Source organism: Marinococcus sp. LNSP9103-4 (genome assembly GCF_056034345.1).
Map to the genome: position 1 here is coordinate 31037 of NZ_JBQLIA010000016.1, position 23151 is coordinate 54187.

Annotated in this window: 23 protein-coding genes; 4 read left to right on the forward strand and 19 right to left on the reverse strand. The window is 49.1% G+C overall.

Going from position 1 to position 23151, the window contains the following annotated elements; genetic code table 11:
• Nucleotides 1-2: 2 nt before the first annotated feature.
• The 8 genes from lysA to ACTRXG_RS11395 all read right to left on the reverse strand — a co-directional run bounded on the left by lysA (nucleotide 3) and on the right by ACTRXG_RS11395 (nucleotide 7913).
• Nucleotides 3-1328 (reverse strand): diaminopimelate decarboxylase, encoded by a 1326-nt coding sequence (lysA, locus tag ACTRXG_RS11360; protein WP_474285016.1) that lies wholly within the window; start codon nucleotides 1326-1328, stop codon nucleotides 3-5.
• 93 nt (nucleotides 1329-1421) lie between these two features.
• Complete coding sequence (locus tag ACTRXG_RS11365; RefSeq protein ID WP_474285017.1) at nucleotides 1422-2723, reverse strand: pyrimidine-nucleoside phosphorylase; 1302 nt, start codon at nucleotides 2721-2723, stop codon at nucleotides 1422-1424.
• 29 nt (nucleotides 2724-2752) lie between these two features.
• A complete protein-coding gene (locus ACTRXG_RS11370; protein WP_474285018.1) occupies nucleotides 2753-3568 on the reverse strand; it encodes a purine-nucleoside phosphorylase in 816 nt (271 codons plus the stop codon).
• Nucleotides 3569-4411, reverse strand: a complete 843-nt coding sequence (locus ACTRXG_RS11375) for a purine-nucleoside phosphorylase (protein WP_474285019.1) — start codon at nucleotides 4409-4411, stop codon at nucleotides 3569-3571.
• Nucleotides 4404-5597 carry a phosphopentomutase gene (deoB, locus tag ACTRXG_RS11380; protein WP_474285020.1) on the reverse strand — a complete coding sequence of 398 codons (1194 nt, stop codon included), beginning with the start codon at nucleotides 5595-5597 and terminating at the stop codon, nucleotides 4404-4406. The genes ACTRXG_RS11375 and deoB overlap by 8 nt, the downstream gene beginning before the upstream one ends.
• Before the next feature lie 19 nt (nucleotides 5598-5616).
• Complete coding sequence (xerD, locus tag ACTRXG_RS11385; protein WP_474285021.1) at nucleotides 5617-6504, reverse strand: site-specific tyrosine recombinase XerD; 888 nt, start codon at nucleotides 6502-6504, stop codon at nucleotides 5617-5619.
• Between the two features lie 155 nt (nucleotides 6505-6659).
• The gene (gene fur / locus ACTRXG_RS11390; protein WP_462866599.1) at nucleotides 6660-7148 is read right to left on the reverse strand and encodes a ferric iron uptake transcriptional regulator; all 489 of its coding nucleotides are present in this window, start codon (nucleotides 7146-7148) and stop codon (nucleotides 6660-6662) included.
• A 225-nt stretch (nucleotides 7149-7373) separates the two neighbouring features.
• Complete coding sequence (locus ACTRXG_RS11395; RefSeq protein ID WP_474285022.1) at nucleotides 7374-7913, reverse strand: NUDIX hydrolase; 540 nt, start codon at nucleotides 7911-7913, stop codon at nucleotides 7374-7376.
• A 154-nt stretch (nucleotides 7914-8067) separates the two neighbouring features.
• Between ACTRXG_RS11395 and uppP the strand changes: the two genes are divergently transcribed.
• Nucleotides 8068-8898 (forward strand): undecaprenyl-diphosphatase UppP, encoded by an 831-nt coding sequence (uppP, locus tag ACTRXG_RS11400; RefSeq protein WP_474285023.1) that lies wholly within the window; start codon nucleotides 8068-8070, stop codon nucleotides 8896-8898.
• A gap of 51 nt (nucleotides 8899-8949) precedes the next feature.
• Here uppP and ACTRXG_RS11405 read toward each other — a convergent pair whose 3' ends face one another.
• The gene (locus tag ACTRXG_RS11405) at nucleotides 8950-9450 is read right to left on the reverse strand and encodes a PTS sugar transporter subunit IIA (RefSeq protein WP_474285024.1); all 501 of its coding nucleotides are present in this window, start codon (nucleotides 9448-9450) and stop codon (nucleotides 8950-8952) included.
• A gap of 281 nt (nucleotides 9451-9731) precedes the next feature.
• Here ACTRXG_RS11405 and ACTRXG_RS11410 point away from each other — a divergent pair, with 281 nt between their 5' ends.
• From ACTRXG_RS11410 to ACTRXG_RS11420, 3 genes are read left to right on the forward strand one after another with little or no spacing between them, the layout of a single operon-like run.
• Complete coding sequence (locus tag ACTRXG_RS11410) at nucleotides 9732-10442, forward strand: lysophospholipid acyltransferase family protein (RefSeq protein ID WP_474285025.1); 711 nt, start codon at nucleotides 9732-9734, stop codon at nucleotides 10440-10442.
• Nucleotides 10443-10456: 14 nt separating this feature from the next.
• Nucleotides 10457-11563: a glycosyltransferase family 2 protein gene (locus tag ACTRXG_RS11415; protein ID WP_474285026.1), complete on the forward strand. Its 1107-nt coding sequence runs from the start codon at nucleotides 10457-10459 to the stop codon at nucleotides 11561-11563.
• On the forward strand, nucleotides 11560-13050 hold the full coding sequence (locus ACTRXG_RS11420) for a phytoene desaturase family protein (protein WP_474285027.1): 1491 nt from the start codon (nucleotides 11560-11562) through the stop codon (nucleotides 13048-13050). The genes ACTRXG_RS11415 and ACTRXG_RS11420 overlap by 4 nt, the downstream gene beginning before the upstream one ends.
• A 94-nt stretch (nucleotides 13051-13144) precedes the next feature.
• On the opposite strand, the gene ACTRXG_RS11425 is transcribed toward ACTRXG_RS11420, so the two are convergent.
• The 10 genes from ACTRXG_RS11425 to ACTRXG_RS11470 form a co-directional block, all read right to left on the reverse strand.
• Complete coding sequence (locus ACTRXG_RS11425; protein WP_474285028.1) at nucleotides 13145-14023, reverse strand: AraC family transcriptional regulator; 879 nt, start codon at nucleotides 14021-14023, stop codon at nucleotides 13145-13147.
• Nucleotides 14024-14199: 176 nt separating this feature from the next.
• A complete protein-coding gene (locus ACTRXG_RS11430; protein WP_474281352.1) occupies nucleotides 14200-14376 on the reverse strand; it encodes a CsbD family protein in 177 nt (58 codons plus the stop codon).
• A gap of 85 nt (nucleotides 14377-14461) precedes the next feature.
• Nucleotides 14462-15226: an HpcH/HpaI aldolase family protein gene (locus ACTRXG_RS11435; protein ID WP_474285029.1), complete on the reverse strand. Its 765-nt coding sequence runs from the start codon at nucleotides 15224-15226 to the stop codon at nucleotides 14462-14464.
• A 15-nt stretch (nucleotides 15227-15241) separates the two neighbouring features.
• Nucleotides 15242-15937 carry an alpha/beta fold hydrolase gene (locus tag ACTRXG_RS11440; protein ID WP_474285030.1) on the reverse strand — a complete coding sequence of 232 codons (696 nt, stop codon included), beginning with the start codon at nucleotides 15935-15937 and terminating at the stop codon, nucleotides 15242-15244.
• 25 nt (nucleotides 15938-15962) lie between these two features.
• Nucleotides 15963-17219 carry a histidinol dehydrogenase gene (gene hisD / locus ACTRXG_RS11445; RefSeq protein WP_474285031.1) on the reverse strand — a complete coding sequence of 419 codons (1257 nt, stop codon included), beginning with the start codon at nucleotides 17217-17219 and terminating at the stop codon, nucleotides 15963-15965.
• Between the two features lie 23 nt (nucleotides 17220-17242).
• On the reverse strand, nucleotides 17243-18112 hold the full coding sequence (locus ACTRXG_RS11450; RefSeq protein WP_474281344.1) for a carbohydrate ABC transporter permease: 870 nt from the start codon (nucleotides 18110-18112) through the stop codon (nucleotides 17243-17245).
• A complete protein-coding gene (locus ACTRXG_RS11455) occupies nucleotides 18112-18990 on the reverse strand; it encodes a carbohydrate ABC transporter permease (RefSeq protein WP_474279033.1) in 879 nt (292 codons plus the stop codon). Before ACTRXG_RS11455 ends, ACTRXG_RS11450 begins: the two co-directional genes overlap by 1 nt.
• A gap of 80 nt (nucleotides 18991-19070) precedes the next feature.
• Nucleotides 19071-20402, reverse strand: a complete 1332-nt coding sequence (locus ACTRXG_RS11460) for an ABC transporter substrate-binding protein (RefSeq protein WP_474285032.1) — start codon at nucleotides 20400-20402, stop codon at nucleotides 19071-19073.
• 64 nt (nucleotides 20403-20466) lie between these two features.
• Nucleotides 20467-21822 (reverse strand): amidase, encoded by a 1356-nt coding sequence (locus tag ACTRXG_RS11465; protein ID WP_474285033.1) that lies wholly within the window; start codon nucleotides 21820-21822, stop codon nucleotides 20467-20469.
• A 21-nt stretch (nucleotides 21823-21843) separates the two neighbouring features.
• The gene (locus tag ACTRXG_RS11470; protein WP_474285034.1) at nucleotides 21844-23127 is read right to left on the reverse strand and encodes an ester cyclase; all 1284 of its coding nucleotides are present in this window, start codon (nucleotides 23125-23127) and stop codon (nucleotides 21844-21846) included.
• Between the last annotated feature and the right edge of the window lie 24 nt (nucleotides 23128-23151).

Below are 23151 nucleotides of genomic sequence, written 5' to 3' on the forward strand. Positions count from 1 at the left end.
TTTTATTTTGTTTTTGCCTTTGCTGGCTCATAGGACAGGTCGTACTGAAGAATATCTTCGTACGTCTCTCCGCGAACCACCAGGTGCGATTCCCCGTCTTCGGCGAAGACGACCGGCGGACGCGGGAGACGATTATAATTGTTGGCCATGGAGTACCCATAGGCTCCTGTACAGAAAACCGCCAGCGTATCGTTGGTTTTCACTTCCGGAAGCGGCAGATTCCAAATCAGCATATCGCCGCTTTCACAAAGCTTGCCGGCGACTGAAAACGTGTCGTCGGCTTTTTCATGGCCGCGGTTGGCAAGAATGCCTTCATATTCTGCCTGATACAATGCCGGACGGATGTTGTCGGACATGCCGCCATCCACCGAAATGTACCGGCGGACACCGGGAATATCTTTTTTTGACCCTACGTCATACAACGTCGTGCCGGCATCGCCGCTGATGGACCTTCCGGGCTCAATCCAGATCTCCGGCACATCCATGCCGGTCCGGAGCGCTTCCTGTTTGACTGACTGAATCATATCCTGCACGTACTGCTCCGGCGCCAGCGGTTCGTCCCCTTCCACATAGCGGATCCCAAAGCCGCCGCCGCAGTTCAGCACATCCGGCGTGAACTGCAGATGCTCCTGCCAGTGCACAAACTGATCAAACAGTTTTTTGATAGCCATTGTAAATCCGCTCGTTTCAAAAATCTGCGAGCCGATATGACAATGCACGCCTTTGATGTTGATGGACGGACTCTGCTGCAGGCGGTAAATAGCCTGGTCTGCCTGGCCGGACGTCAGGTCAAAGCCAAACTTTGAATCCTCCTGCCCAGTGGAAATGTATTCATGTGTATGCGCCTCGATGCCCGGAGTCGTACGGATCAACGCTTCCACATGCGTCTGCTGCCTGGCCGCCTGCTGCTCAATCAATTGAATTTCATGAAAATTATCAATCACAAAACAGCCGATGCCAAGCTCAATGGCAAGAGCGATTTCTGCTTCGCTTTTATTGTTACCGTGAAAATGAACTTTTTCCATCGGAAAACCGGCTTTTGATGCCGTCATCAGCTCTCCTCCGGAAACCACGTCCAGACTGAGCCCCATTTCTTTCGCCAGCTGTGACATTGCAACGCAGCTGAAGGCTTTGCTCGCGTAGGCCACCTGATACGTCATTCCGTTATCTTCAAAAGCCTGCTGAAATCCCCGGGCCCGCTCCCGCATCAAAGCGACGTCATAGACGTAAACCGGGCTTCCGTACTCCTGCTTTATGTTAACGGTATCCACCCCGCCAATCTCCAGGTGGCCGTGTTCATTTATATGGTGCGTTCCATGAAGCTGCATATTATTCTCTCCTTCGTTGCTCCTCCTCGTTCGTTTATTTTAGCACGCTTCCGAAAAAGACAAAAGCTTTATGCAAGTAAAGAAACCGTGCAATTACTGCACGGTTTCATAAATGAGGACTGGTTTTTCCACCGCAGCTTCTGCAATCGTAAAGGCTTCAGAAATTTTTCTGGCGCTCTCAGCGCTGTCCTGGGCGTTTACGTGCATGACTGCAATTGTATCTCCTTTTTGTAAAGGGTCACCGATTTTTTTCGTCAGTTCGATGCCCACACTGTAATCAAGCACATCGTCCTTGGTGGCCCGTCCGGCTCCGAGAAGCATCGCACTTACGCCGATCTCTTCGGCTTCAATACCATGTACGTAGCCGGTGGCTTCCGCCTTCACTTCTACCCGGTGCTCAGCAGCCGCAAGACTCTCCGGATGATCCACAGCGGAGGCATCACCGTGCTGATTTTTCACAAATGCTTTCATTTTTTCAAGCGCTTCCCCGTTTTCAATCACCTGAAGCACCATTTTTTCCGCCTGCTCGAGCGTATCGGCTTTGCCCCCCGCGACAAGCATATAGGAAGAAAGCGTGACGCTCAGCTCGTGCAGATCCTCCGGCCCGTTGCCCTGCAGCGTTTCAATTGCTTCTTTTACTTCGAGCGCATTCCCGACGGTCCGGCCGAGCGGCTGATCCATATTGGAAATGACCGCCATCGTTTTACGATCGAGTGACTGGCCGATTTCCACCATTGCTTCCGCCAGACGCTTCGCTTCCTCCACTTCTTTCATGAAGGCGCCTGAGCCCGCCTTTACATCAAGCACGATCGCGTCTGCGCCGGCTGCGATTTTTTTACTCATCACCGAGCTTGCAATCAATGGAATAGAGTTTACGGTCGCCGTCACGTCCCGAAGGGCGTAAAGCTTTTTGTCTGCCGGGGTGAGGTTACCGCTTTGGCCTGCGACAGCAATTTTATGCTCATTGACAAGACTGACGAACTCTTCCTTTGGAATCTCTGTTTCAAATCCACGGAAGCTTTCCAGCTTATCAATCGTACCGCCGGTGTGCCCGAGTCCGCGCCCGGACATCTTCGCTACAGGAACGCCGCATGCTGCTACAATCGGTCCGATAATCAGCGTCGTTTTGTCGCCGACGCCTCCGGTGGAGTGCTTGTCCACTTTGATTCCTTCGATTGCCGACAGGTCGAGCTGATCGCCGGACTCTGCCATTGCGTAAGTGAGCGCGGCAGATTCCTTCTGGGTCATATCCTGAAAGTAAATCGCCATCGCAAATGCCGATGCCTGGTAATCCGGTACCTCGCCGCTGCTGTAAGATTCCACAAACCAGCGGATTTCTTCTTCATTCAGTTCTTTTCCATCGCGCTTTTTTGCAATAATATCCACCATTCTCATAGTATGGCCCCTTTACACATTGCTGTTGATTACGTATTTTTGACGATTTCTTTCATTAAAGAGATAAAAATCGGTTTGGTTTTGGCTGCCGTTTCCATCACTTCCTCGTGGGATATGCTGACGATTTCTTCGCCGATAGCCATATCAGTAATACATGAAACACCGAGAACGCGCAGCCCGGCATGCTGGGCCACAATTACCTCCGGTACCGTGGACATGCCCACTACATCAGCGCCGACGTTCCGAAGCAGGATTAACTCTGCCCGGCTCAGAAAGTTTGGACCGCCGATGCCGCCGTAGACGCCGCGCTTCAAGTCAATTTCAAGCGTTTCAGCGGCCTGGAACGCTTTACCGCGGAGTACTGGATCGTACGCCTGACTCATATCCGGAAAACGCGGTCCGAGACCGCTGTCGTTCCGGCCGATCAGCGGGTTGGTGCCGGTAAAGTTTATGTGATCTTCAATCACCATTAAGTCTCCCGGCCGAAACGACGACTGCATTCCTCCGCACGCATTGGTGACAAATAAAAACTCGGCGCCGAGCGCTTTCATCACCCGGACCGGGAATGTTACCTCCTGCATCGAATAGCCTTCATAGTAATGAAAGCGGCCCTGCATCGCTACGACTGTTTTTCCTTCGAGCTCGCCGAGCACAAGACGTCCGGCATGGCCTTCCACTGTGGAGACAGGAAAATGTGGAATATCTTCATACGGGATTACAGTGGCCGCTTCAATATCGTCAGCCAGATCGCCGAGTCCGGAGCCAAGAATCATGCCGACCTCAGGCGCTGCACTGTATTTCGACTGGATATAATCCTTTGCTTCCTCTATTTTTACAGCATTCATTCAGGCATCCTCCTGTGCGATCCGACGAAGGGTTTCTTTCATTAATTTCAAGAAATCTTCCTGGACCTTTGAAGTCGTGTCCATGACTTCATCATGGCTTAACGGCTGGTCAAGCATGCCGGCAGCGAGATTTGAAATGCAGGAAATACCGAGCACTTCCATGCCTCCGTGAACGGCAACGATCACTTCCGGCACCGTGGACATACCGACAGCGTCCGCTCCCAGTACCCGGGCCATGCGGACCTCTGCCGGGGTTTCATAGGCCGGTCCGGTATTTGCCATATACGTGCCGCGCTGAATACGGATGTTCAGCGACAGCGCCGCTTCGTCAGCAATTTTGGCGAGTCCCTTCGAATACGCCGAGCTCATATCCGGAAAGCGCGGCCCGAGCTCTGCATCGTTTTCTCCGATAAGCGGGTTATCGCCGAGCCAGTTGATATGATCATCGATAATCATCAAATCACCCGGTTCAAAGTCATGGTTCACGCCGCCCGCAGCATTGGTGACAAGAAGCCTTTTCACTCCGAGTGCGTTCATTACGCGGATGGGAAATGTCACTTCCTGAAGGGAATAGCCTTCATAGTAATGAAAACGTCCCTGCATCGCTGCCACCTGCATACCCTCAAGCTCACCGAATACAAGCTGGCCCGCGTGGCCCTCCACCGTGGAAACGGGAAAGCCCGGGATGTCTTCATATTTTAGAACGACTGGGTTTTTAATCTCATCGGCCAGCACCCCCAGGCCGGAACCGAGCACGAGCCCGGTCGTCGGTACAGCGGAGATGTTGGACTGAATGTATTGAACTGCTTCTTTGGTTTGCTGCTGGATACTCAAATTATTCACCCTTCCTTTTTAATTGCTGTAAAAAGCTTGTACCGTACTTCGGCATGGATAGACGGAAGTTATCCGCCACCGTGGCACCGATATCGGCAAATGTTTTCCGGGTGCCCAGTGGAGCAGAGCCGGTGCTTTTACTGTAGGCAAGCAGCGGCACGATTTCACGGGTGTGGTCAGTGCCGTGATGCACGGGATCGTTTCCGTGATCGGCAGTAATAAGCAGAAGGTCATTCTCCTCCATCGCTTCCAGAAGCTCCGGAAGCCTGGCGTCAAACTCCTCGAGCGCCTCTCCGTATCCCTGCGGATCACGGCGGTGGCCAAACTTAGCGTCGAAGTCCACCAGATTTAAAAAGCTGAGACCCGTAAAGGATTTCTGCGCCGTTTCTGTGACACGGTCCATGCCATCCATGTTGGAGGAGGTACGGATCGACTCCGTCACCCCTTCGCCGTCATATATATCGCTGATTTTTCCAATAGCAATGCTGTCAAGACCAGCATCTTCGAGGTCATTCATGACCGTACGGCCAAACGGCTTGAGCGCGTAGTCGTGGCGGTTGGATGTACGTTCATAGTTTCCGGGAGCTCCGGTGAACGGACGTGCGATCACGCGGCCAATCATATACGGTGCTTCGTACGTCATCGCCCGGGCCTTTTCGCAGATATCATACAGTTCTTCAATCGGCACCTCATCCTCATGGGCGGCGATTTGAAGCACTGAATCCGCCGAGGTGTAGACAATCAGCTTTCCGGTTTTTTGGTGCTCTTCGCCAAGCTCTTCAATGATCTCGGTACCTGAAGCCACTTTGTTTCCGAGAACGCCCCGGCCTGTTTCCTGTTCGAGCTGCTGCAAAAGCTCATCCGGAAAGCCATCCGGAAATGTGCGGAAAGGCTCGTCAATATAGAGGCCCATGATTTCCCAGTGGCCGGTCATCGTATCTTTGCTTCGTGACATCTCTTCCATATAACCGTACGAGGCTGTTGGGGACGCTGACGCTTCCACGCCCGGGATTTCCCGGATGTTTCCAAGACCGAGTCGTTCAAGGTTCGGAATTTTGATTCCATTCATATGCTGGGCGATATGGCCGAGCGTGTCGGCCCCTTTGTCCCCGTATTCTTCAGCGTCAGGAGCTTCGCCGATGCCGACGGAATCCATAACAACTAAAAAAATGCGTGGATACTTGTAGTTTTCCATTACGCTCTCTCCTTTTCTGCTAGGCTCTCGGATGAGCCTGCAGGTATACATCTTTTAATTTATGGTTGGATACATGGGTGTAAATCTGGGTGGTGGAAATATCGGCGTGTCCAAGCATCTCCTGGACCGCCCGCAGATCTGCCCCGTTTTCAAGCAGATGGGTGGCGAAGGAATGCCTCAGGGTATGCGGTGTTAATGCTTTTTCTATCCCTGCTTTGCCTGCTGTTGCTTTTAATATTTTCCAAAAGCCCTGCCTCGAAAGCGGATTGCCGTGATGATTAACAAATAACAGCTCATGACGTTTGTTTTTCATCAGGGTACTGCGTCCGTGATGTATGTACGTGTCAATTGCCCCGGAAGCCACTTTCCCAAGCGGAACGATCCTTTCTTTGTTTCCTTTACCGACACAGCGGATAAACCCCATCTGCAGATGCACATCAGACATTTTCAATTCACACAGTTCAGTTACCCGCAGACCGGTAGCGTACATGCACTCAAGCATCGCATGATTCCGCTTTGCAAAGGCTGTCGTGCCCTCGGCTGCTGTGAGCAGCCGCTCAACTTCCTGAGTGGACAGCACGGTCGGAAGCTTCTTTTCCCCTTTAGGAATTTCAATCAACTCTGCAGGGTCCTTTTTTACCACCTGTTCACGCAGAAGAAACTGGTGGAACGCCCGGACCGATGACAAAAAGCGCGCCAGAGTGGCTGTAGAGCGCCCAGCTTCTTTTTGGGCATACAAAAAATCCACAATGTCCGCACGCTCAGTATCTGCCCATGATTTCTTCTCCCGGAGCTGCATAAATTTTCTATAGTGTTCCAGGTCTCTTTGATACGACTGAATCGTGTTTTTGGAGAGGCCTTTTTCAACTTGGCAATAATGTATAAAGTCCAGTACCTCCGTGGTCATACGACCGCCTCCTGCTTCCCAATCTTCCCTTCTAAGAATAGCATAGTCGCTTATTAGTAGGGAAGGGCGAATGCGCCAGTAAATATACCGCTTTCATTCTGCTGTACAATAAAAAAAGCACCGCTTTTTGTCAAAAGACGATGCCCGTACATATGTTAATTCGTGTGCAGCGAAGCAGCCTCCGCACTTTCTTTGTTCTTTTTTGCCTTCGCCTGACAGCGGTGGCAGACACCGTGGAACGTTAAACGATGATCTTTTACTTTAAACTGATAGTCTTTTTCTACAATCTTTTCGACCTCTGCAAGCAGGTCCTCCTGAATTTCATCAACCGTTCCGCATTCAATGCAGACGAGATGGTGATGAGAGTGGCTGGCTCCTTCTTTTCGAAGGTCATACCGTGAAACTCCGTCACCGAAGTTGATTTTGTCCACAACTTCAAGTTCATTAAGTAATTCCAGTGTTCTGTACACGGTGGCAAGACCAATTTCCGGCGCTTTTTCCTTCACCAGAAGGTACACATCCTCTGCACTTAAATGATCTTCTTCATTTTCCAAAAGCACCTGTACGGTCGCTTCCCTTTGCGGGGTCAGCTTGTAGCTCTGTTCATGCAGCTGTTTTTTAATACGTTCTACCCGATTTTCCAATTATCGCTACCTCCCTTATTCCTTCAAGGGTAATAAGCTTATTATAATAATTTTAAATAAGCCTGTCAATATAAAACCGATAACCATTCTCAGTTTAAAATCATTATAAATAAATTGGCATGAAATTTGCATACAGGCCTTATTTGTCCCGCAATTTCAGTTATTCAGACGTTGATTATCAATGAATTCCCTATGTGACAGATAAATGACGATATTCAATCTCAATTATCGCTGACCGAGAATCGTTTTTACATACTGCACTGCATACATGGTTTTAGCGTCATGAATTTCTTCTTTCTGGATCAATTCATCTGCTTCCTTCACGCTTACCTCCATCAGTTCAATAAATTCATCCTCTTCGGTTTCCGGTTCTCCGGCCTCCAGTTCGAACGCCTCATACAAATGAACAATTTCGTCTGCAAATCCAGGAGAGGTATAAAATGAAGCAATTTTCTGCAGGCGCCCTGCAGTGTACCCGGTCTCTTCTTTTAATTCCCGGGCTGCTGTTTCTTCAGGACTGTCAGTACCCTCGAGTTTCCCGGCCGGTATTTCAACCAGTGGCTTTTCGAGCGGCTTCCGGTACTGCTTCACCATAACTATTTTCTGCTCCGGGGTGACCGCCACCACAGCAACCGCACCGCTGTGATTAATCACTTCACGCTTGCTGCTCCGCCCGTCCGGAAGTGTTACGTCATGCACTGATAAATCGACGATTTTTCCTTCAAATATTGTTTTCTTATTCGTTGTTTTTTCTGTAAAATCCATCGTTAACGTCCTTTCTGCATCGAATGTGATTCATTCGTTTTAGTTTACCAGTCTTTAACTGTCTGTGAGAATAGTCATTTGCTTATTTTCACTCTTCCTAATTATCACCAGATTTGCTACACTATCCAAGTAATCTGATGGAGGAGTTGGAACCATGAATATTTTTGAAGCTATTTTTCTAGGAATCGTCCAGGGAATTGCAGAATTCCTGCCGATTTCAAGCACCGCCCATATCATCATTGCAGAATTTCTCCTCGGCCATTCGATCCCCGGCCTCTCATTTGAAATTTTCCTGCACCTGGGATCAATCGTAGCCGTCATTTTTTATTTCCGCAAAGACATTCTTCATCTGATTCAGGTATTTTTCCGGTATATCGCCAAAAGGAACCGGGAGGACCGCCCTGAATTTTTCCTTTGTTTGTACATAGTACTTGCAACCGTTATTACCGGTATTCTTGGCGTTTTCCTTGAAAATTCGCTTGGCAGCGCTCTGAAAACGCCGGTGATGATCGCTATATCGCTTACCGTAACCGGCATTTTTCTCATTATCATCGAGCGGGCCTACACCATTGGCAGCCGGACCGTTAATGAAATGACGACGATCGATGCGGTCATTGTCGGCCTTGCACAGACGGTGGCTGTCATTCCCGGCATTTCAAGATCCGGAAGCACGCTGATTGCTGCGTTGTTTTCCGGCCTGGACCGGGAGACATCAGTCCGGTTTTCATTTCTGCTTTCGATCCCTGTCATTTTAGGATCAACCGTGCTTGCCCTCGGTGATATTACAGACGGCAGCCTCGCTTCTATTGGGGCAGTATCGCTTATTGCTGCATTCATTGCCTCGCTGATCGCTTCATGGCTCGGCATCGTATGGCTGATTAACTTCCTGAATAAAGGAAAGCTCACTTACTTTGCAATCTACTGCTTCCTGCTCGCGCTTGTGACTATTTTATTTCTCGATCCGGGAAGTACAGTAGTCGAATAATCGTTTATCACATAAAAATCCAGCCGGAGTCCGGCTGGATTTTGCATTTCATTATTTTTTGACAGTGATAGTCGCTACTACGGTTTCTCCCGCTTTCAGGCGGTTTTCGCTGTTCATCTGGATATTTTCGACCTGATCGCCTTCCGTGAATACGACTGGCGTGATTTTGCTGGCAGCTTTTTCACTGATCACATCCATATCAAATTCCATCAGCAGATCGCCCTCTTCCACGCTCTCTCCTTCGGATACTTTGCATGTAAAGCCTTCTCCGTCCAAGGACACCGTTTCAAGTCCGATGTGAATTAATACATCAAGTCCTTCCTCTGAACGGATGCCGATGGCGTGCTTCGTTGGAAAGATCTGTTCCACCTTCCCTTTAACCGGTGAAAGAATAATTCCTTCCGATGGATCAACCGCAAAACCTTCTCCCATCATTTTTTCTGAAAATGTCGGATCCGGCACTTCTGTAATATCAACGAATGCCCCGCTGACCGGCGATTTTATGGTGACTTCTACAGGTTTCTGTTCTTTTCCAAATAGTTTTTTTAACATTTTATTCACTTCCTTCTTATATAGTCACAACTACGTTCAAGCTGTGCGTATGCTTTAGTAAGTGTAACGAACTTCACGCCTGCGCACAAACTTTCCGGAACGTCTTTACCATAACATTCCAGAGAATGCTTGATGTAATACTCTTTTTTTGTACGTTTATACAACACGTTTTAAATACGCACGAATAAGGAATAGAACTCTATTCTAATTGTATATACCTTCTTTTTATAACAATTTAAACCTGAATTCTATACATACAGTCCAACACAGGGGGTGCGCAGATGATTACAGAAAATAAACAGCCACTTTTTGAGAAGTTGTTTTATTTGTATGACCGGCGCTTGATCCAAAAGCATTTCTCAGCCGTACATATGCATAACAACAGTATCTACACCGACGATGCTGCGCTTTTTTATGTGAATCACAGCAACTGGTGGGACGGCCTTTTAATCTACTTTTTAAATAAACACTGGTTCCGTCACCCGGGCTACGTCATGATGGACGAAGAAGGATTGCGCGAATTCCCATTTTTCCGCAGGCTTGGGGCCTACTCGGTGGACCGCAGCAGCAGCCGCGATATTATTAATGCCCTCCGCTACACAGAGGATAAGCTCGTGAACGGTCATCATGTCTGGCTATTCCCGCAAGGGGCAGAAACCCATGCCGATCAGTTTCCGATCACTCTTCAGCCCGGCATTTCCTATCTGCTTCCCCGGGTGGATGTACCGTTTGTACCGGTTACGATGCACTACACATTTTTGCACCATCAAAAGCCTGAAATCTTCATAAACATCGGTCCACCGCTCCCGAGGACCCCGGAGAACCTCGCTTCGAGAGCTGCATCCCAGGACGCGCTGGAGCGTCACCTGCAGCATCAATGGGACGAGATGCGTGAAGACATCGCTTACGAGCATATGGAGAACTACACTACCGTTTTGAGAGGTTCACAGACGATGAGCAGCTGGTGGACCTCCCTCCGGCAGAAAAAATAGAAAGGACTCCCGCCATGTTCCTATGGATTCTCATATGCATCCTCAGCGCCTGGACGGTATTTACGATCATTAACGTGTGGACCCTTCCTTCTCTCGCCTCGTTTTCGGTGCCGAAGCGACCGGGCTTGATCAGCGTTCTTGTACCGCTTCGGAATGAAGAACGGAACGTGCCAGCGCTTGTGCGGAGCCTCCGCCAGGCGGACGATCTAAAAACAGAATTTATCTTTCTCGATGACCATTCGACTGACCGCACAAAAATGCTCCTGCAGGATGCTGTACGCTATTGGCCTAATGCCCGCTACATTGAGGGGACCACGCTGCCGGACGGCTGGAACGGCAAAGTACATGCGTGCCATCAGTTGTCGAGTGAAGCTGCCGGACAGTATTTGTGTTTTGTTGATGCCGATGTAAGACTGCACGCGGACGCCCTCCGCTGGGCAGAGGGGGCTCTTCAGAAGCACGATGCCGGTCTGGTTACCGGGTTTCCTCATTTCAAAACAGAAGGCTTCTGGGGCCAGCTGCTTGTGTATATGCAGCATTTTGTCGTGTATGCCCACTTGCCCGTCGCAGCCGCTAACCGCACCACCTGGAGGGCCTTTACTGCAGCACACGGGGCTTTTTTGTTTTTCAGCCGGCCAGCCTACGACCAGGCCGGGGGTCATGCTGCTGTTAAACAGGCGCTCGTGGATGATATGGCACTTGCCCAAAACATAAAATCAAAACACTTAAAAACACTGCTCGTTTCTCCGGGCCCTGCGGTTACCTGTTATATGTATACGTCCAGCCGGGAAGCGTGGCTTGGCTTCAGCAAAAATATTTTTCCGGGGATCGGCCGCTCGGCGATCATTGCTTTGGCCGTCATCGCTGTTCATACTCTTTTTTTTATCGTCCCGGCCTTTCTTCTGCTGGCTGCCATTGCCATGTCCGAGTGGCAGCTCGCTGTCCCATACGTGCTGACGGCTTTGCTTCGCACTGGGATTACGATAAAAGCTTCCCATCCGTGGTGGACAGTACTCGTACAGCCTCTATCTTCGGGAGTCATGATTGCTGTGCTGCTGTATTCGATTTATCTGGACAAAACGAAAAAAGGCTATTCATGGAAAGGGCGGACCTATCAATGACAACTACTGCTGTTATCGGCGCCGGACTCGGAGGCTTAAGTGCTGCCATTGTACTAGCTAAAACCGGGGAAAACGTTACTGTATACGAAAAAAACGAACGGGCTGGAGGAAAACTCCGCCCGTTTCAGCTGGGAAATCATACATTTGATTATGGTCCTAACACCATTACGATGCCAGATATATTCCACCGCGTACTTGCTTTTGCCGGCAAGGATCCCGGGCAGCTCCTTCCGTTCAAACAGCTGCCGGAGCATACCAGTAATTACTTCCCTGACGGCAGCATGCTCAACGTCTCCTCAGATGCCGAAGAAACAAGACAGGCCATCGCCCGTCTTTCAAAATCCGACGCCAACCGGTACGATGACTACCTTCGGGAAGTGAAACGGCTTTACATCCTCGCTACTGAAAATTTTCTGCAGCGCACCTTCGAGTCGCCGCTGGATTACCTTTCACCGGGGCTCGCCCTTGCCCTTCGCAAAGTGCGTCCGGCCACTACCATGCATGCTTTCCACCGGCGGTTTTTCGAGCATCCGGATGTGCAGCAGGCGTTCGACCGTTATGCAACCTATATCGGCTCTTCGCCGTATGATGCTCCGGCAACATTCGCGCTGATTGCCCACCTCGAGCTCGCTGACGGCGTGTACTATACTCCGGGCGGAAACGTAAAGATTGCCGACGTGTTTTATGAAACAGCCAAAGAGCTTGGCGTTACCTTTTCGTTAAATGATCCCGTATACCACGTTTCCACCCGCAATGGACGTGCTCAAACCGTGCATGCAGCCTCAGGATCTCTGGAAGTGGACAGTGTATTATTAAATGGGGATCTTCTCAGCCAGTATCCGTTACTTTTCCAGGGCTTCAGTCAAAAGAGCCGGACCGTTCCAGCTCATCCCGAGCCATCTATTTCAGCATTTGTGATCATGGCCGGACTCAACACCCGCCTTCCGCAGTTAAAGCATCACCAGGTCTACTTTTCTGCCGATTATCCAAAAGAGTTTGAGCAGCTCAAGCACGGAGTATTTCCAGATGATCCAACCATTTATATCAGCAACTCCTCCTACAGCGACCGCGACCAGTCCCCGGACGGCGACAACCTGTTTATTCTTATTAACGCACCAGCACTGCCCGGCGGCGCGATGACAGAAGATGAAAAACAATCGTACAGAAATCTTGTCTACGACAAGCTGGAGGAGTTTGGCCTTTTTCTGCGCCCGCATATTGTGGAGGAACGAGTGCTCGGTCCGTCTTATCTGGAAGAAACGTTTGGCGCTTACAGGGGCTCCATTTACGGTCTCGCATCCAACCGGCGGCAGGATGCGTTTCTACGGCCGTTTAACCGCTCCCAGGATTTGAAAAATGTCTACTTTGCCGGCGGTTCCACCCACCCTGGCGGCGGCTCGCCCATGGTGACCACCAGCGGCGTTCTTGCTGCCTCCGCCCTCCTTAAGGATAACGGTGTCTTGCTTGATTTCTGGGGGAAAAATTAAAATGAGAAGCTTTCTGCTTTTCTAATAACACCAGCTCATACAAACAGCCCCGCTTTTATCGTAAGCGGGGCTGTTTGTAATAGAAAGATGAGAATTATTCATCTTTCTCCTCTACCGGAATCCATATCTCACTTTTGAAATCAGGCTTATCAAACTGATCTCCCTCCGTCCATACCATTTCTGGACCGAATGTCTGCTGATAACCGGAAGAAGGAAACCATTCCGAATATATTTGACCCCACGTTGTTTGAAGATGACTTGGAAAAGGTCCCTCAGAGGTAAAAACAGCCCAGGTGGAAGCAGGCACTTCCAGCACGTCCCATGTTCCGGTACTTTTTTTATCAGTGACTGCGCCAATATAATGATCCAGCCCTCCCTGTTCTTCCATGCGTGCTTCAGAGAAATTCACGGAAGCTTGAATGAGCCCCGCCGGTTCACGGTTTGACAGCGCAAGTAATTCATTTATTTTCTCCTCGTTCAAGGATTTCCACATGGCATTAATTTCAGGGTTCTCTCCCTCAAAGATGATAGGAACTCTTTTACTTATACCGACGATTCGAAAAGCTTCTTTTTTCTCTATACGGTAGTTCATTTCGTTTCCTCCCTGGACAGATAGTTGAAAGGTCATCCCTGGATATGCTTTTAAAGAAATTCCGTGCCGTTTTACTTCTGAAGGAGTTACACCGTGCAGCTTCTGAAAGGCCCTCGTAAACGAATCAGGCGAATCGTAGCCATATTTTAACGCTGTATCGATAACACGTACCTGGCGACGCTGAAGATCAAGCGCTGCCATCGTTAAACGGCGGCGCCGGATATATTCCGATACCGGGACGCCTGCTAAAGAAGAAAACATCCGCTTAAAATGGTACTCCGAGCAGCAGGCAATACGGGCCACTTCTTGAAAATCGATTGCCTCCGTTAAGTGATTCTCAATATAACGCAGGGCGTTATTCATTCCCTGTAAACTATCCATAATAATGACCTCTCTTATTTAGAGAATATCAATCCCCTGAAATACGTGCCCTGCTTTTCGTGCCTGATAAAGTCGGATGATAACTATTAGCTTTCTGATTAAGAAGCGCACCGGACTATGTATATCATAAAAAAAGAAATAGAAGCCCCTCACGGGAAAACTTCTATTCCTTTTCATTATTTGTTTTTAAAATCGCCTTTTTTATCCTGGGCGACGCCTTTAAGCTTGTCTTTCTTTCCTTCGCGCTGCATCTTTGAATTGTTTGTGGCGCTTCCCATACGGTCTTTTGCTTCCCCTTTGACCTTGTTCGCGTTTCCTTTCAGTTTGTCGCCAAAACCTTTTTTATCGCTCATCTGTGATCCCTCCATGATGTCTGTCTACATCAGCAGTTCCCTTCAGCAGGCAGCGTCAAACAGAAGACTTTCCCACCGTGCATATTTAATTGGCAGACTGCTTCGGGGCCAGGCTGGCCATCAGTGCCTGTTTTATGACATTGGTGATAACGAGTGAAACAAAGCAGGCACCTTTCTGCTGTGCCTGAAGCACGTCTTCCCGGGAGCTTGCAATCGTACCGAGGGGCATTTTCATTTCTGCACTTTTTTGATACAGCCCTGTAAGCACCTCCTGCACTTCCGGATTGTCTGCTCCGTCTCTATACCCCATATTAACGGACAAATCTGTCGGTCCTAAAAACGCCATGTCGATGCCGGGAACCTCCATAATTTCCGTAAAATTTTCGGCCGCTTCCGGGGTTTCAATTTGAACGCTCACTAAAATTTGTTCATCGGACGCATTCATAAACGCTTCTCCCCCGTGAAAACCGTAACCCGCAGCCCTCATTGAAAATGCGGTACCCCGTTTCCCGTGCGGTGGGTATTTTGCTGCCTGTACCACCTTTACTGCTTCTTCCCGGGAATTTACCATCGGCACCTGGATGCCCAGAGCCCCGCGGTCCAATGCCTTTTGAATGCTAGAAGGATCATAGCTCACGCGTATGATAGGCACCATTCCGACTAGCCGGGCAGCCCTGATCATTTCTTCCATTTCTGCCCCGCTGTAAGCTCCGTGCTCGTCGTCCATAATAATAAACTCATAGCCTGCGTATCCGAGCATCTCTACGATTGCCGGCGAATAAAGGCTTGTGATAGCCCCCTGGGTCAGCTCGTTTTTTTTAATCTTATCTTTAACCTCGTTTTTCAGCATTTTCATCTTCCTTTGTTAGTTTTCTTGAAGCCAATAGGATAAAACTGCTGTTACTGCTTCGGGCTGGTCCAGAGGACTTAAATGGCCGCACTGGTCAATCAAAACCAATTTTGCACCCGGTATTTTCTTCGCGAGATCTTCCTGCATGGAAGGCCCGCACAGCGCATCCTGCCTGCCTGCCAAAACCAGCGCCGGACACTTTACAGCAGAAAGCACGTCTACCGCCCCCGGGCGCGTTTTGTTAGCTTCAAGCTGCCTGTAGTAGCCCTCTTCCCCGACATCCTGACTCATTTGCCGAATTACTTCTTTAACACTCTCACCAGCATGTTCCTGAAATACGGCGCTGGGCAGGAACTGCTCCGAAACAATTCGTTTGAAACCGCCTGCCTGCAGCTGCTTCTGCTGATTATCCCAAAGCTCTATCTGTTCTTTAGTCGGGGGATAGGGATTGGTATCGAGCAGTGCCAGCTTGTTCACCCGGTCCGGAGCCTCTTTCATTATTTCCATAGCCACAATGCCGCCAAGCGACAGCCCGGCAAGCGAAAAGGATCCGGAAACACTGCCCAGTATTCGCTCCGTCATCTCCTTCACGGAGGCGTCCCGGGTCATGTCTGGAATGATGATCTCTCTATCAGCAGAAAAAGCACGGTGTTGATGCTCCCATAACGCTGACGTACACAACGTACCGGGAATTAATACAAGAGGTTCCATGCTGCTCCCCCTCCTTTTGGAGTACTTATTTTTCCAGCCGCACCTCTGCCGACAAACGGTGCCCTTCCAATCCTTCAATTTCGGATTGTGCTGTAGCATGAGCGGCCAGATGCTGGGTGCCTCTACCCGTAATTTCCTGATGGGTGGCGATTTTCACAAAATTCCCTACCCATAGTCCTCCGGTGTAACGGGCGCCCCGCTGTGTGGGCAGAGTATGATTGGTTCCTGAAACCTTGTCTGAAAAGACTACGGAGCTTTCTTCCCCTAAAAATATGGAGCCGTAATTGCTCAATCTATCCTTAATCTCCTCGTACGATCGCAGGTGCACGTGCAGATGTTCGATAGCGTAGTCATCACACACGTCGATGCCTTGGCTGGTGCTGTCTACAACAACAACCTCTCCCGCTTTTTCCCACGCCGCGTGAGCCGGTGAATCTTCAGAAAACTGCTTCAAATATTTTTCCACCTCAATGATTGTCTGTGCGGCCTGTTCTTCCGAGGTGGAAACAAGAATGGCTCTGGCATTTGGATCGTGTTCTGCCTGGGCCAGTAAATCCGCAGCACACCATTCGGGCTTTGCAAATTCATCGCTAAACACGAGCACTTCACTCGGTCCGGCAATCAGGTCGATGCCCACTTTGCCGAATACCTGCCTTTTTGCTTCTGCTACAAACCGGTTACCCGGCCCGGCAATGACATCGACCTCCGGCACCGTTTCTGTACCTGTCGCCATTGCTGCCACAGCCTGCGCTCCGCCTATGGCGAAAATATCCGTTACCCCCGAGCAATGGAGCCCGTACAATACCGCCGGATGAATGCTGCCTTTATAATTAGCCGGACTGCACGCAATAATTTGTTTTGCCCCTGCCACTTTGGCAGGCACCGTTACCATCGGTCCGGAGGAAAGCAGCGGAAACCGGCCGCCAGGCACATATGCTCCCACCTTTTCCACCGGTATTACCCGGTGCCCCATCCGGATGCCTTCCCCAAAATCTTTATCCAGGGGCTGCAGGCATTCGAGCTGAGCTTCAGCAAACGCCGTCACCCTCTCCACTACTCTTTCGATCAACCTCTTCGTTTCGTCTGAAAGAGAAGCAATGCTTTCATTCAGCTCTTCTTCAGAAATACGAATGGGCCGTGCGGAGTCACTGAATTTCTCCTCATAGCGTTTAACCGCTTCATCGCCCTCCTGCTTCACGTCTTTAATAATTTGTTTTACAATCTGCTCTGTTTCCTCCGTCACTTCGGACGAAATGGCATCAGCTTTCTTTAAATACTGCATAAACGCCTCCCAGGTTCTATAAATTATTTCACTGCTCCTGCACTCATACCTTTAACAAACTGCTTCCGGACGATAAGCATAAATATAATCGTCGGCAGCACATAGATAATGCCTGCAGCAGCCATTTCATTCCAGATTACACCGTTCTGACCGACAAAGTAGGACAGAGCCACCGGTAATGTTACGGCTTCTTCGTTCGTTAAAATAAGCGCAAACATGTACTCATTCCACGTAATAACAAAGCAGAAGACGGCGGCAGTAATAATACCCGGCCGGGCCATCGGCAGCAGAATATGCCATATGACACGGAGCCTGCCCGCACCGTCAATCATTCCTGCTTCCTCCATATCCTGCGGAATGCTGTCGATGAAGCCTTTAATCAGCCAGATCGCATAAGGAATCGTGTGGCCAAGATTTACAATAATCAGCGCCAGTGTAGTATCGAGGATCCCCCAGTTCCGGAACATAATGAAAAATGGAATCACGTTGACGATTAAAGGGATAAACTGCGTTGCCAGAATCGCAAACATGAATACCTGTTTCCCCTTCATGTCAAAGCGGGAGATGCTGTAGGCTGCCAGCACACTGACCGGCATAGTGATCAGCAGCGTGAAAAACACGACTATGGTACTGTTGGAGTAAAACCTCCCAAAATTATACTCTGCGCTGAATATTCTGCTGAAGTTCTCCAGGGTCGGCTGGAAAAACACGCTTAACGAATACACTTCCGATACCGGCTTGAAGGCAGTTAAGGTGATCCAAAAAATAGGCAGAAACAAAAACGTTACGACGAGCAATACGCCAATGGTTTCCACTACACCCAGCGTTATTTTTCGTTTGTGCAGTGCTTTGGCTTTCTTCTCTTCCGTAGCAGGTGCCGCTGTAGTATTCATTAGTTCCACTCGCCTCCTTTCACGAGTTTCCTCATGTAAATAAGAACGAAGCCGATCGTTATAATGGCGAGAATGTAGCCAAGAGCCGCTCCGTAACCCATGTCATAATACCTGAAGGACGTATTATAGATGAGGAAGTTCAAAACTTCGGTGGAATTCCCCGGTCCCCCGCTGGTTAGTGTGACAATGGGGTCAAACTGTTTCAGGGCAAACATCGTCATCAGAATAGAGGCGATCAAAATGATCGGCTGCAGCATGGGCAGGGTGATACGGAAAAGCGTCTGAAAAGCGGAAGCTCCGTCGATTTTTGCTGCTTCAAATACTTCTCCTGGCATGCCCATTAATCCGCTGATAAACATGAGACTCATGAACGGCAGCCATATCCAGACAGCAACGGAAATTAGTGCGGCCATTGCCGTAGAAGGGTTGCCGAGCCAGACGACATCTGACAGCGGCGGAACCAAAAATCCGACAATGCGGTCAAACAGCCCGTAATCCGGGTTCAGCATAAATCGCCAGGAATACCCTACCAGCGCCGGACTTAAAGCAAAGGGAATGATCAGTACAGCCCGTAAAAACGACAGATGCTTTTTTTCTTTACTCAGCAGCATGCCGACAGCTATTGCTGCTGCAATGGTGATGAAGACAGTGCTTATGGTGAATATTAGCGTCACTATAACGCTATTCCAGAAATTTCCGTCCGACATTGCCTGAAGATAATTATCAAACCCTACAAAGGGGCCGGTTTCAAGCGTTTCGGTTAAATCCCATTCATGGAGACTGATCCAGAGTGAACGGACCAGCGGGAACACGGTAATCGTTCCAACGATTAAAAGTGCAGGGGCGAGCAGTATATATTTAAAATACTTATTGGTCATGCCTTTATCCTCCTCTTTGAGGCCGATGCCGATAAAACATTGTTAGGGAGCCCCCTTCACCGTAAGGGGGCTGAATGGTTTTATTCGTAATATCCTTCTTCTTCCAACAATTGTTCTACTTCCGCAGCCGCTTCATTCGTCGTTTGTTCTACCGGAGCTCCGGCTGCCATATCTGAGATGGCACTGCTGATAATGTTTGAGACTTCAGGCCACTCCGGAATTTTTGGAAGTGTCTGGGCGTTTCCAAACGCTTCTCCGCCTACTTTGAACAAATCGTCGCCCGCTTCATTTAATTCTTCGTCATTAAAATTCTCCGTCTGGGAAATGTCGGTGGAGAATTGATCAGACGGCGAGTCTCCATTCAATGCATCCAGGACGATCTCTTTTTCGTTTTCCGGCTCGCTTACCCATTTCATGAATTCCCAGGCGGCTTCTTTATTCTCTGAATCCTTCATCATGCCCAGTGGGAAAGTAGAAATATTTGCGGTGCTGCCTTTTCCTTCCCAGCCGGGTACAGTAGTAAAGCCGACATTACCCTGAACTTCCTCGTCTGCTGAATCACTCAGGTTAAAGTCGGAATATACCCACCACCAGCCGACCCACATGGCGGAATTTCCCTGTTTAAAGTCAGTTCGTGCATCCTGCTCCCCAAAGGAAACAGAACCCGGGGAGGCAATTTCATCTTCCACTAACAGGTCAACGTACCTCTGGGTCGCTTCGATACCTTCCTCAGAGTTAAACACCGGCTTCATATCCTCGTCGAAAATATCTGCTCCGTTGCTCCACAAGTAAGAGGTCCACATGTACATGTTCTGCCCGTTGTTTCCGCCCTGATAATAAGGGGAAATTGCTGACATTTCTGTATTTTCTGTAATTTCTTTGCCTGCTTCCTCTAATTCCGTCCATGTCTCCGGTGGATCGATGCCTAAATCCTCAAAAACATCCTTACGGTAAAACATCAATTGCGCGTTTGCCCGAACCGGCAGACTGTGTACCTCATCGTCAAATGTGGATAAATTTAACGATGATTCCGGAAAGCGGTCAAAATTATAGTCGTCCTCGGCAGCGTACTCATCTAACGGCTCCAGAAACTGCTGCACAGACGGTCCCATCGTGTCCAGATACGTGACCAGGTCAAAGGTGCCCTCTCCCGAAATACCTTCAGTAGTAATGCGGTCAAGCAGGTTATTGTAAGGCACCCCGATGAATTCTACTTCGATGCCCGTTTCTTCCGTGAATTCTTCACTTCTCGCTTCCCATGCATTAAACTGGCCGATATCTCCTTCGGTAACTGCTACAGTGACTGTCTCCCCTTCTAAATCTTCATCCCCCGAGGAATTACCGCAGCCGCTAAGCGCCAGTGACGAAACCAATGTTCCGGACAGTAGTAACAGTGATGGCTTTTTATACATTTTTATGCCCCCTATTTTTTATGCCTGCAAGCTGCAAACCAATTTCACTGCTGATTCTGCAGCATTATTTGCCGGCAGTTGCACATTGCTTGTTTCTCTGCTCATAAAACGGTGTTAAAAACAAACGTTCATATTCTTCAGCAAGCTGCAGCACGGTTTTCTCCTGATGCCAGCCTCCAACTAATTGAATCCCCACTGGCAGCTGACCGCCCGAAAGGCCGCCGGGCATGGACAGAGCCGGATGCCCTGTAATGTCGAACGGGCACGTGTATCTGATCATTGCTTCGTTTATATGCTCCCCGTCCAAAACCTGGTTTTCTCCCAGACGCGGCGGGGTAACAGGAAGAGTAGGAGTTACTAAAATATCCACCTGTGTAAATAGTTTGGAAAATTTGAGTGTCATTTCTTCCTTTTGTTTAAGAGCTTCCAAATATTCTAACGCCAAAGCTTTTTCTCCCCGTGCAAACGTGGGGCCGATATCTTCTGCGTAATCTTCAAGGGATGCTTTTCCCCGATGTACAAGTGTAACCTCCGGTGCGGCAATTTTCCGGGCCAGCTCAATGGAGCTGTTGAAGAAAGCCGTGTCCACTTCTATTAGCTCGGCTCCCATTGAACGACAGTTTCCTAAAAACTGGTCGTACACCTTCTGTACCTCCGCACTAAGGTTTTCATTAAAGTACTGCTTGGGGACGCCCAGCTTCAGTGGTCTTCCAATATTATTTGAATAACCCGCAGCTTTTTTTTGCATGCCGTGAAGCAGCAGTGGGATGTCTGATACATAATTAGCCATTGGTCCTGCATGATCCATCGAAGTGGATAACGGAAAAATGCCTTCGTTGCTGATGAGCCCATACGTCGGCTTTAACCCGGTGATTCCTGTACATGAGGACGGTATTCTGATGGACCCTGCGGTGTCCGTGCCAACGGAACCGCAGCAAAAGCCGGCAGCTACAGCCGCCGCCGAGCCGCCGCTGGACCCGCCTACCATATAGTCCTGATGCCACGGATTGAGAACGTCTCCGTAAAAGGGATTTTTTGATGTAATCCCAAACGCATACTCATGTAAATTGTTCTTCCCCAAAGTAATGGCCCCGCGGCTTTTTAGATTCGTTACCACTGCAGCGTCTTCACTGGGAACGTAATCCCTGTCAATCCAGGATCCGTTGGTCGTTTTTGTTCCTTTTGTATTAATAATGTCTTTGTAGGACACAGGAATTCCCGCCAGCTTGCTTTCGAAATGGCCCTTATTAAATTCTTCAGTTATGTTTTTTGCTTCAAGTACTGCTTCTTCTGTTATGGAAATAAAGGAATGAAGTTCGCTGTCCCGGGCTTTTATTTTTCGCAGGCAGTCCGTAACTATTTCCGCAGGAGAAAACCATTTATGATGATATCCTTCGTGCAGCTTTCGGATGGAATTCATGATACCTCCCTCCAATGATTGTTATGAAACACCGGTAAAGTTACCGTCCTCAGAGGAAAACTGGTTGTCGCCGCCCTCGTTATCTTCGTCCATTTGAGCATAGATCTGGCGCAGCACTTCCATGCCGTCAAACAGCATCCATTCCTCCTGAATCTTTTTGTTGCGGACTTTGAAATGATTCATCCCGTTGATTTCCACCGCTTTTCCGCTTGGTGAACCGAAATAGCCAATACCGCCATGTACACCTTGAATTCTCCAGCGCACAGCTACATCCCAATCGTCATCCGAGCCTTTTTTGTTGCACGTCACACGGTCAAGCAGCACCTTGGCATTCGGTACAGAGGCAAACAGGTTAATGAACATGCCCTGGATTTCACTATGTCCGACCATGTCTTTATTGCATACGTAATGAATCACGGCATTGCTTTCGTAAAAATTCTTTACATAATTAAACGACCGGCGCTCCCACACTTTGTTGAACATTTCGAGTATAAAATCACCAATTTCAAATTCTTTGTGCTGCGGGATATACTCTTTTGGCGGAAGCCCTTCCTCTGCCGACTGGGACAGGCTGAACTGCAGGTTAGGAGCCAGCTGCTTTGTCTGCTTCGCGGTACGCTTAGCTATTTCCAACGGATCATAGCCGAGCTGCTGCACGAGGTGGTGCGTATCCATCACGAGCCATTCTTCATATATTTTGTTTTCATGAATCAGGCAGTCGGCGGTTGTCCGGAAAACGACTCTTTTCCCTGTTGCAGGACCATAAAGGGTGTCACCAATATTAGTCGCTACGGACCTGCCGCGGTGAGAAGTGAAAAAGCCTTCTTCATCGTTGCCGGACCATACAATGCTCCAGCCCAGGCCTGTACGGTCTGGAAAAGCCTGCAGGGTTTGCAGTGTACCCGAGATTACTTCGTTAACGCCGTGGCTGTTAATGAGCCCGCGGTGGATCTGCACGCCGTGACTGTACGTATCATAAATAAGCCCGATGTCCTTTTCCTTCCAGATCTGACGGGTAATCCGTACAATATAGTCGACGATATTGTGGTAATTCCCGTAGCCCTTCATCGACTGCTTTTTGATTTCATGCTCCGGGATACGCAGATAATCCTCATCATCCCGGGCGTCCATCGCGTTTACTTCACTGCCGTCAGCGTAATGTACTAGATGCTTATGAACAGTGGCCTTTCCGCCTTTTGTTTCTGCCTTCGGGCTTTGTGTCACTTCCTGGACCGGTTCTCCGTTTCCGGCTGTCAGAGCCTCTTCCTGTTTCTTACCTGTTTTGGCTGCATTCTTGTTTTCCATAAAATACCCTCCTGAGCATTGGTT

Bases quoted from the DNA above. Each gene is read 5' to 3' on its own strand.
- lysA (WP_474285016.1), bottom strand. From the start codon at position 1,328: ATGCAGCTTCATGGAACGCACCATATAAATGAACACGGCCACCTGGAG.
- ACTRXG_RS11365 (WP_474285017.1), bottom strand. From the start codon at position 2,723: ATGAGAATGGTGGATATTATTGCAAAAAAGCGCGATGGAAAAGAACTG.
- ACTRXG_RS11370 (WP_474285018.1), bottom strand. From the start codon at position 3,568: ATGAATGCTGTAAAAATAGAGGAAGCAAAGGATTATATCCAGTCGAAA.
- deoB (WP_474285020.1), bottom strand. From the start codon at position 5,597: ATGGAAAACTACAAGTATCCACGCATTTTTTTAGTTGTTATGGATTCC.
- xerD (WP_474285021.1), bottom strand. From the start codon at position 6,504: ATGACCACGGAGGTACTGGACTTTATACATTATTGCCAAGTTGAAAAA.
- ACTRXG_RS11395 (WP_474285022.1), bottom strand. From the start codon at position 7,913: ATGGATTTTACAGAAAAAACAACGAATAAGAAAACAATATTTGAAGGA.
- uppP (WP_474285023.1), top strand. From the start codon at position 8,068: ATGAATATTTTTGAAGCTATTTTTCTAGGAATCGTCCAGGGAATTGCA.
- ACTRXG_RS11405 (WP_474285024.1), bottom strand. From the start codon at position 9,450: ATGTTAAAAAAACTATTTGGAAAAGAACAGAAACCTGTAGAAGTCACC.
- ACTRXG_RS11410 (WP_474285025.1), top strand. From the start codon at position 9,732: ATGATTACAGAAAATAAACAGCCACTTTTTGAGAAGTTGTTTTATTTG.
- ACTRXG_RS11415 (WP_474285026.1), top strand. From the start codon at position 10,457: ATGTTCCTATGGATTCTCATATGCATCCTCAGCGCCTGGACGGTATTT.
- ACTRXG_RS11420 (WP_474285027.1), top strand. From the start codon at position 11,560: ATGACAACTACTGCTGTTATCGGCGCCGGACTCGGAGGCTTAAGTGCT.
- ACTRXG_RS11425 (WP_474285028.1), bottom strand. From the start codon at position 14,023: ATGGATAGTTTACAGGGAATGAATAACGCCCTGCGTTATATTGAGAAT.
- ACTRXG_RS11430 (WP_474281352.1), bottom strand. From the start codon at position 14,376: ATGAGCGATAAAAAAGGTTTTGGCGACAAACTGAAAGGAAACGCGAAC.
- ACTRXG_RS11435 (WP_474285029.1), bottom strand. From the start codon at position 15,226: ATGCTGAAAAACGAGGTTAAAGATAAGATTAAAAAAAACGAGCTGACC.
- ACTRXG_RS11440 (WP_474285030.1), bottom strand. From the start codon at position 15,937: ATGGAACCTCTTGTATTAATTCCCGGTACGTTGTGTACGTCAGCGTTA.
- hisD (WP_474285031.1), bottom strand. From the start codon at position 17,219: ATGCAGTATTTAAAGAAAGCTGATGCCATTTCGTCCGAAGTGACGGAG.
- ACTRXG_RS11450 (WP_474281344.1), bottom strand. From the start codon at position 18,112: ATGAATACTACAGCGGCACCTGCTACGGAAGAGAAGAAAGCCAAAGCA.
- ACTRXG_RS11455 (WP_474279033.1), bottom strand. From the start codon at position 18,990: ATGACCAATAAGTATTTTAAATATATACTGCTCGCCCCTGCACTTTTA.
- ACTRXG_RS11460 (WP_474285032.1), bottom strand. From the start codon at position 20,402: ATGTATAAAAAGCCATCACTGTTACTACTGTCCGGAACATTGGTTTCG.
- ACTRXG_RS11465 (WP_474285033.1), bottom strand. From the start codon at position 21,822: ATGAATTCCATCCGAAAGCTGCACGAAGGATATCATCATAAATGGTTT.
- ACTRXG_RS11470 (WP_474285034.1), bottom strand. From the start codon at position 23,127: ATGGAAAACAAGAATGCAGCCAAAACAGGTAAGAAACAGGAAGAGGCT.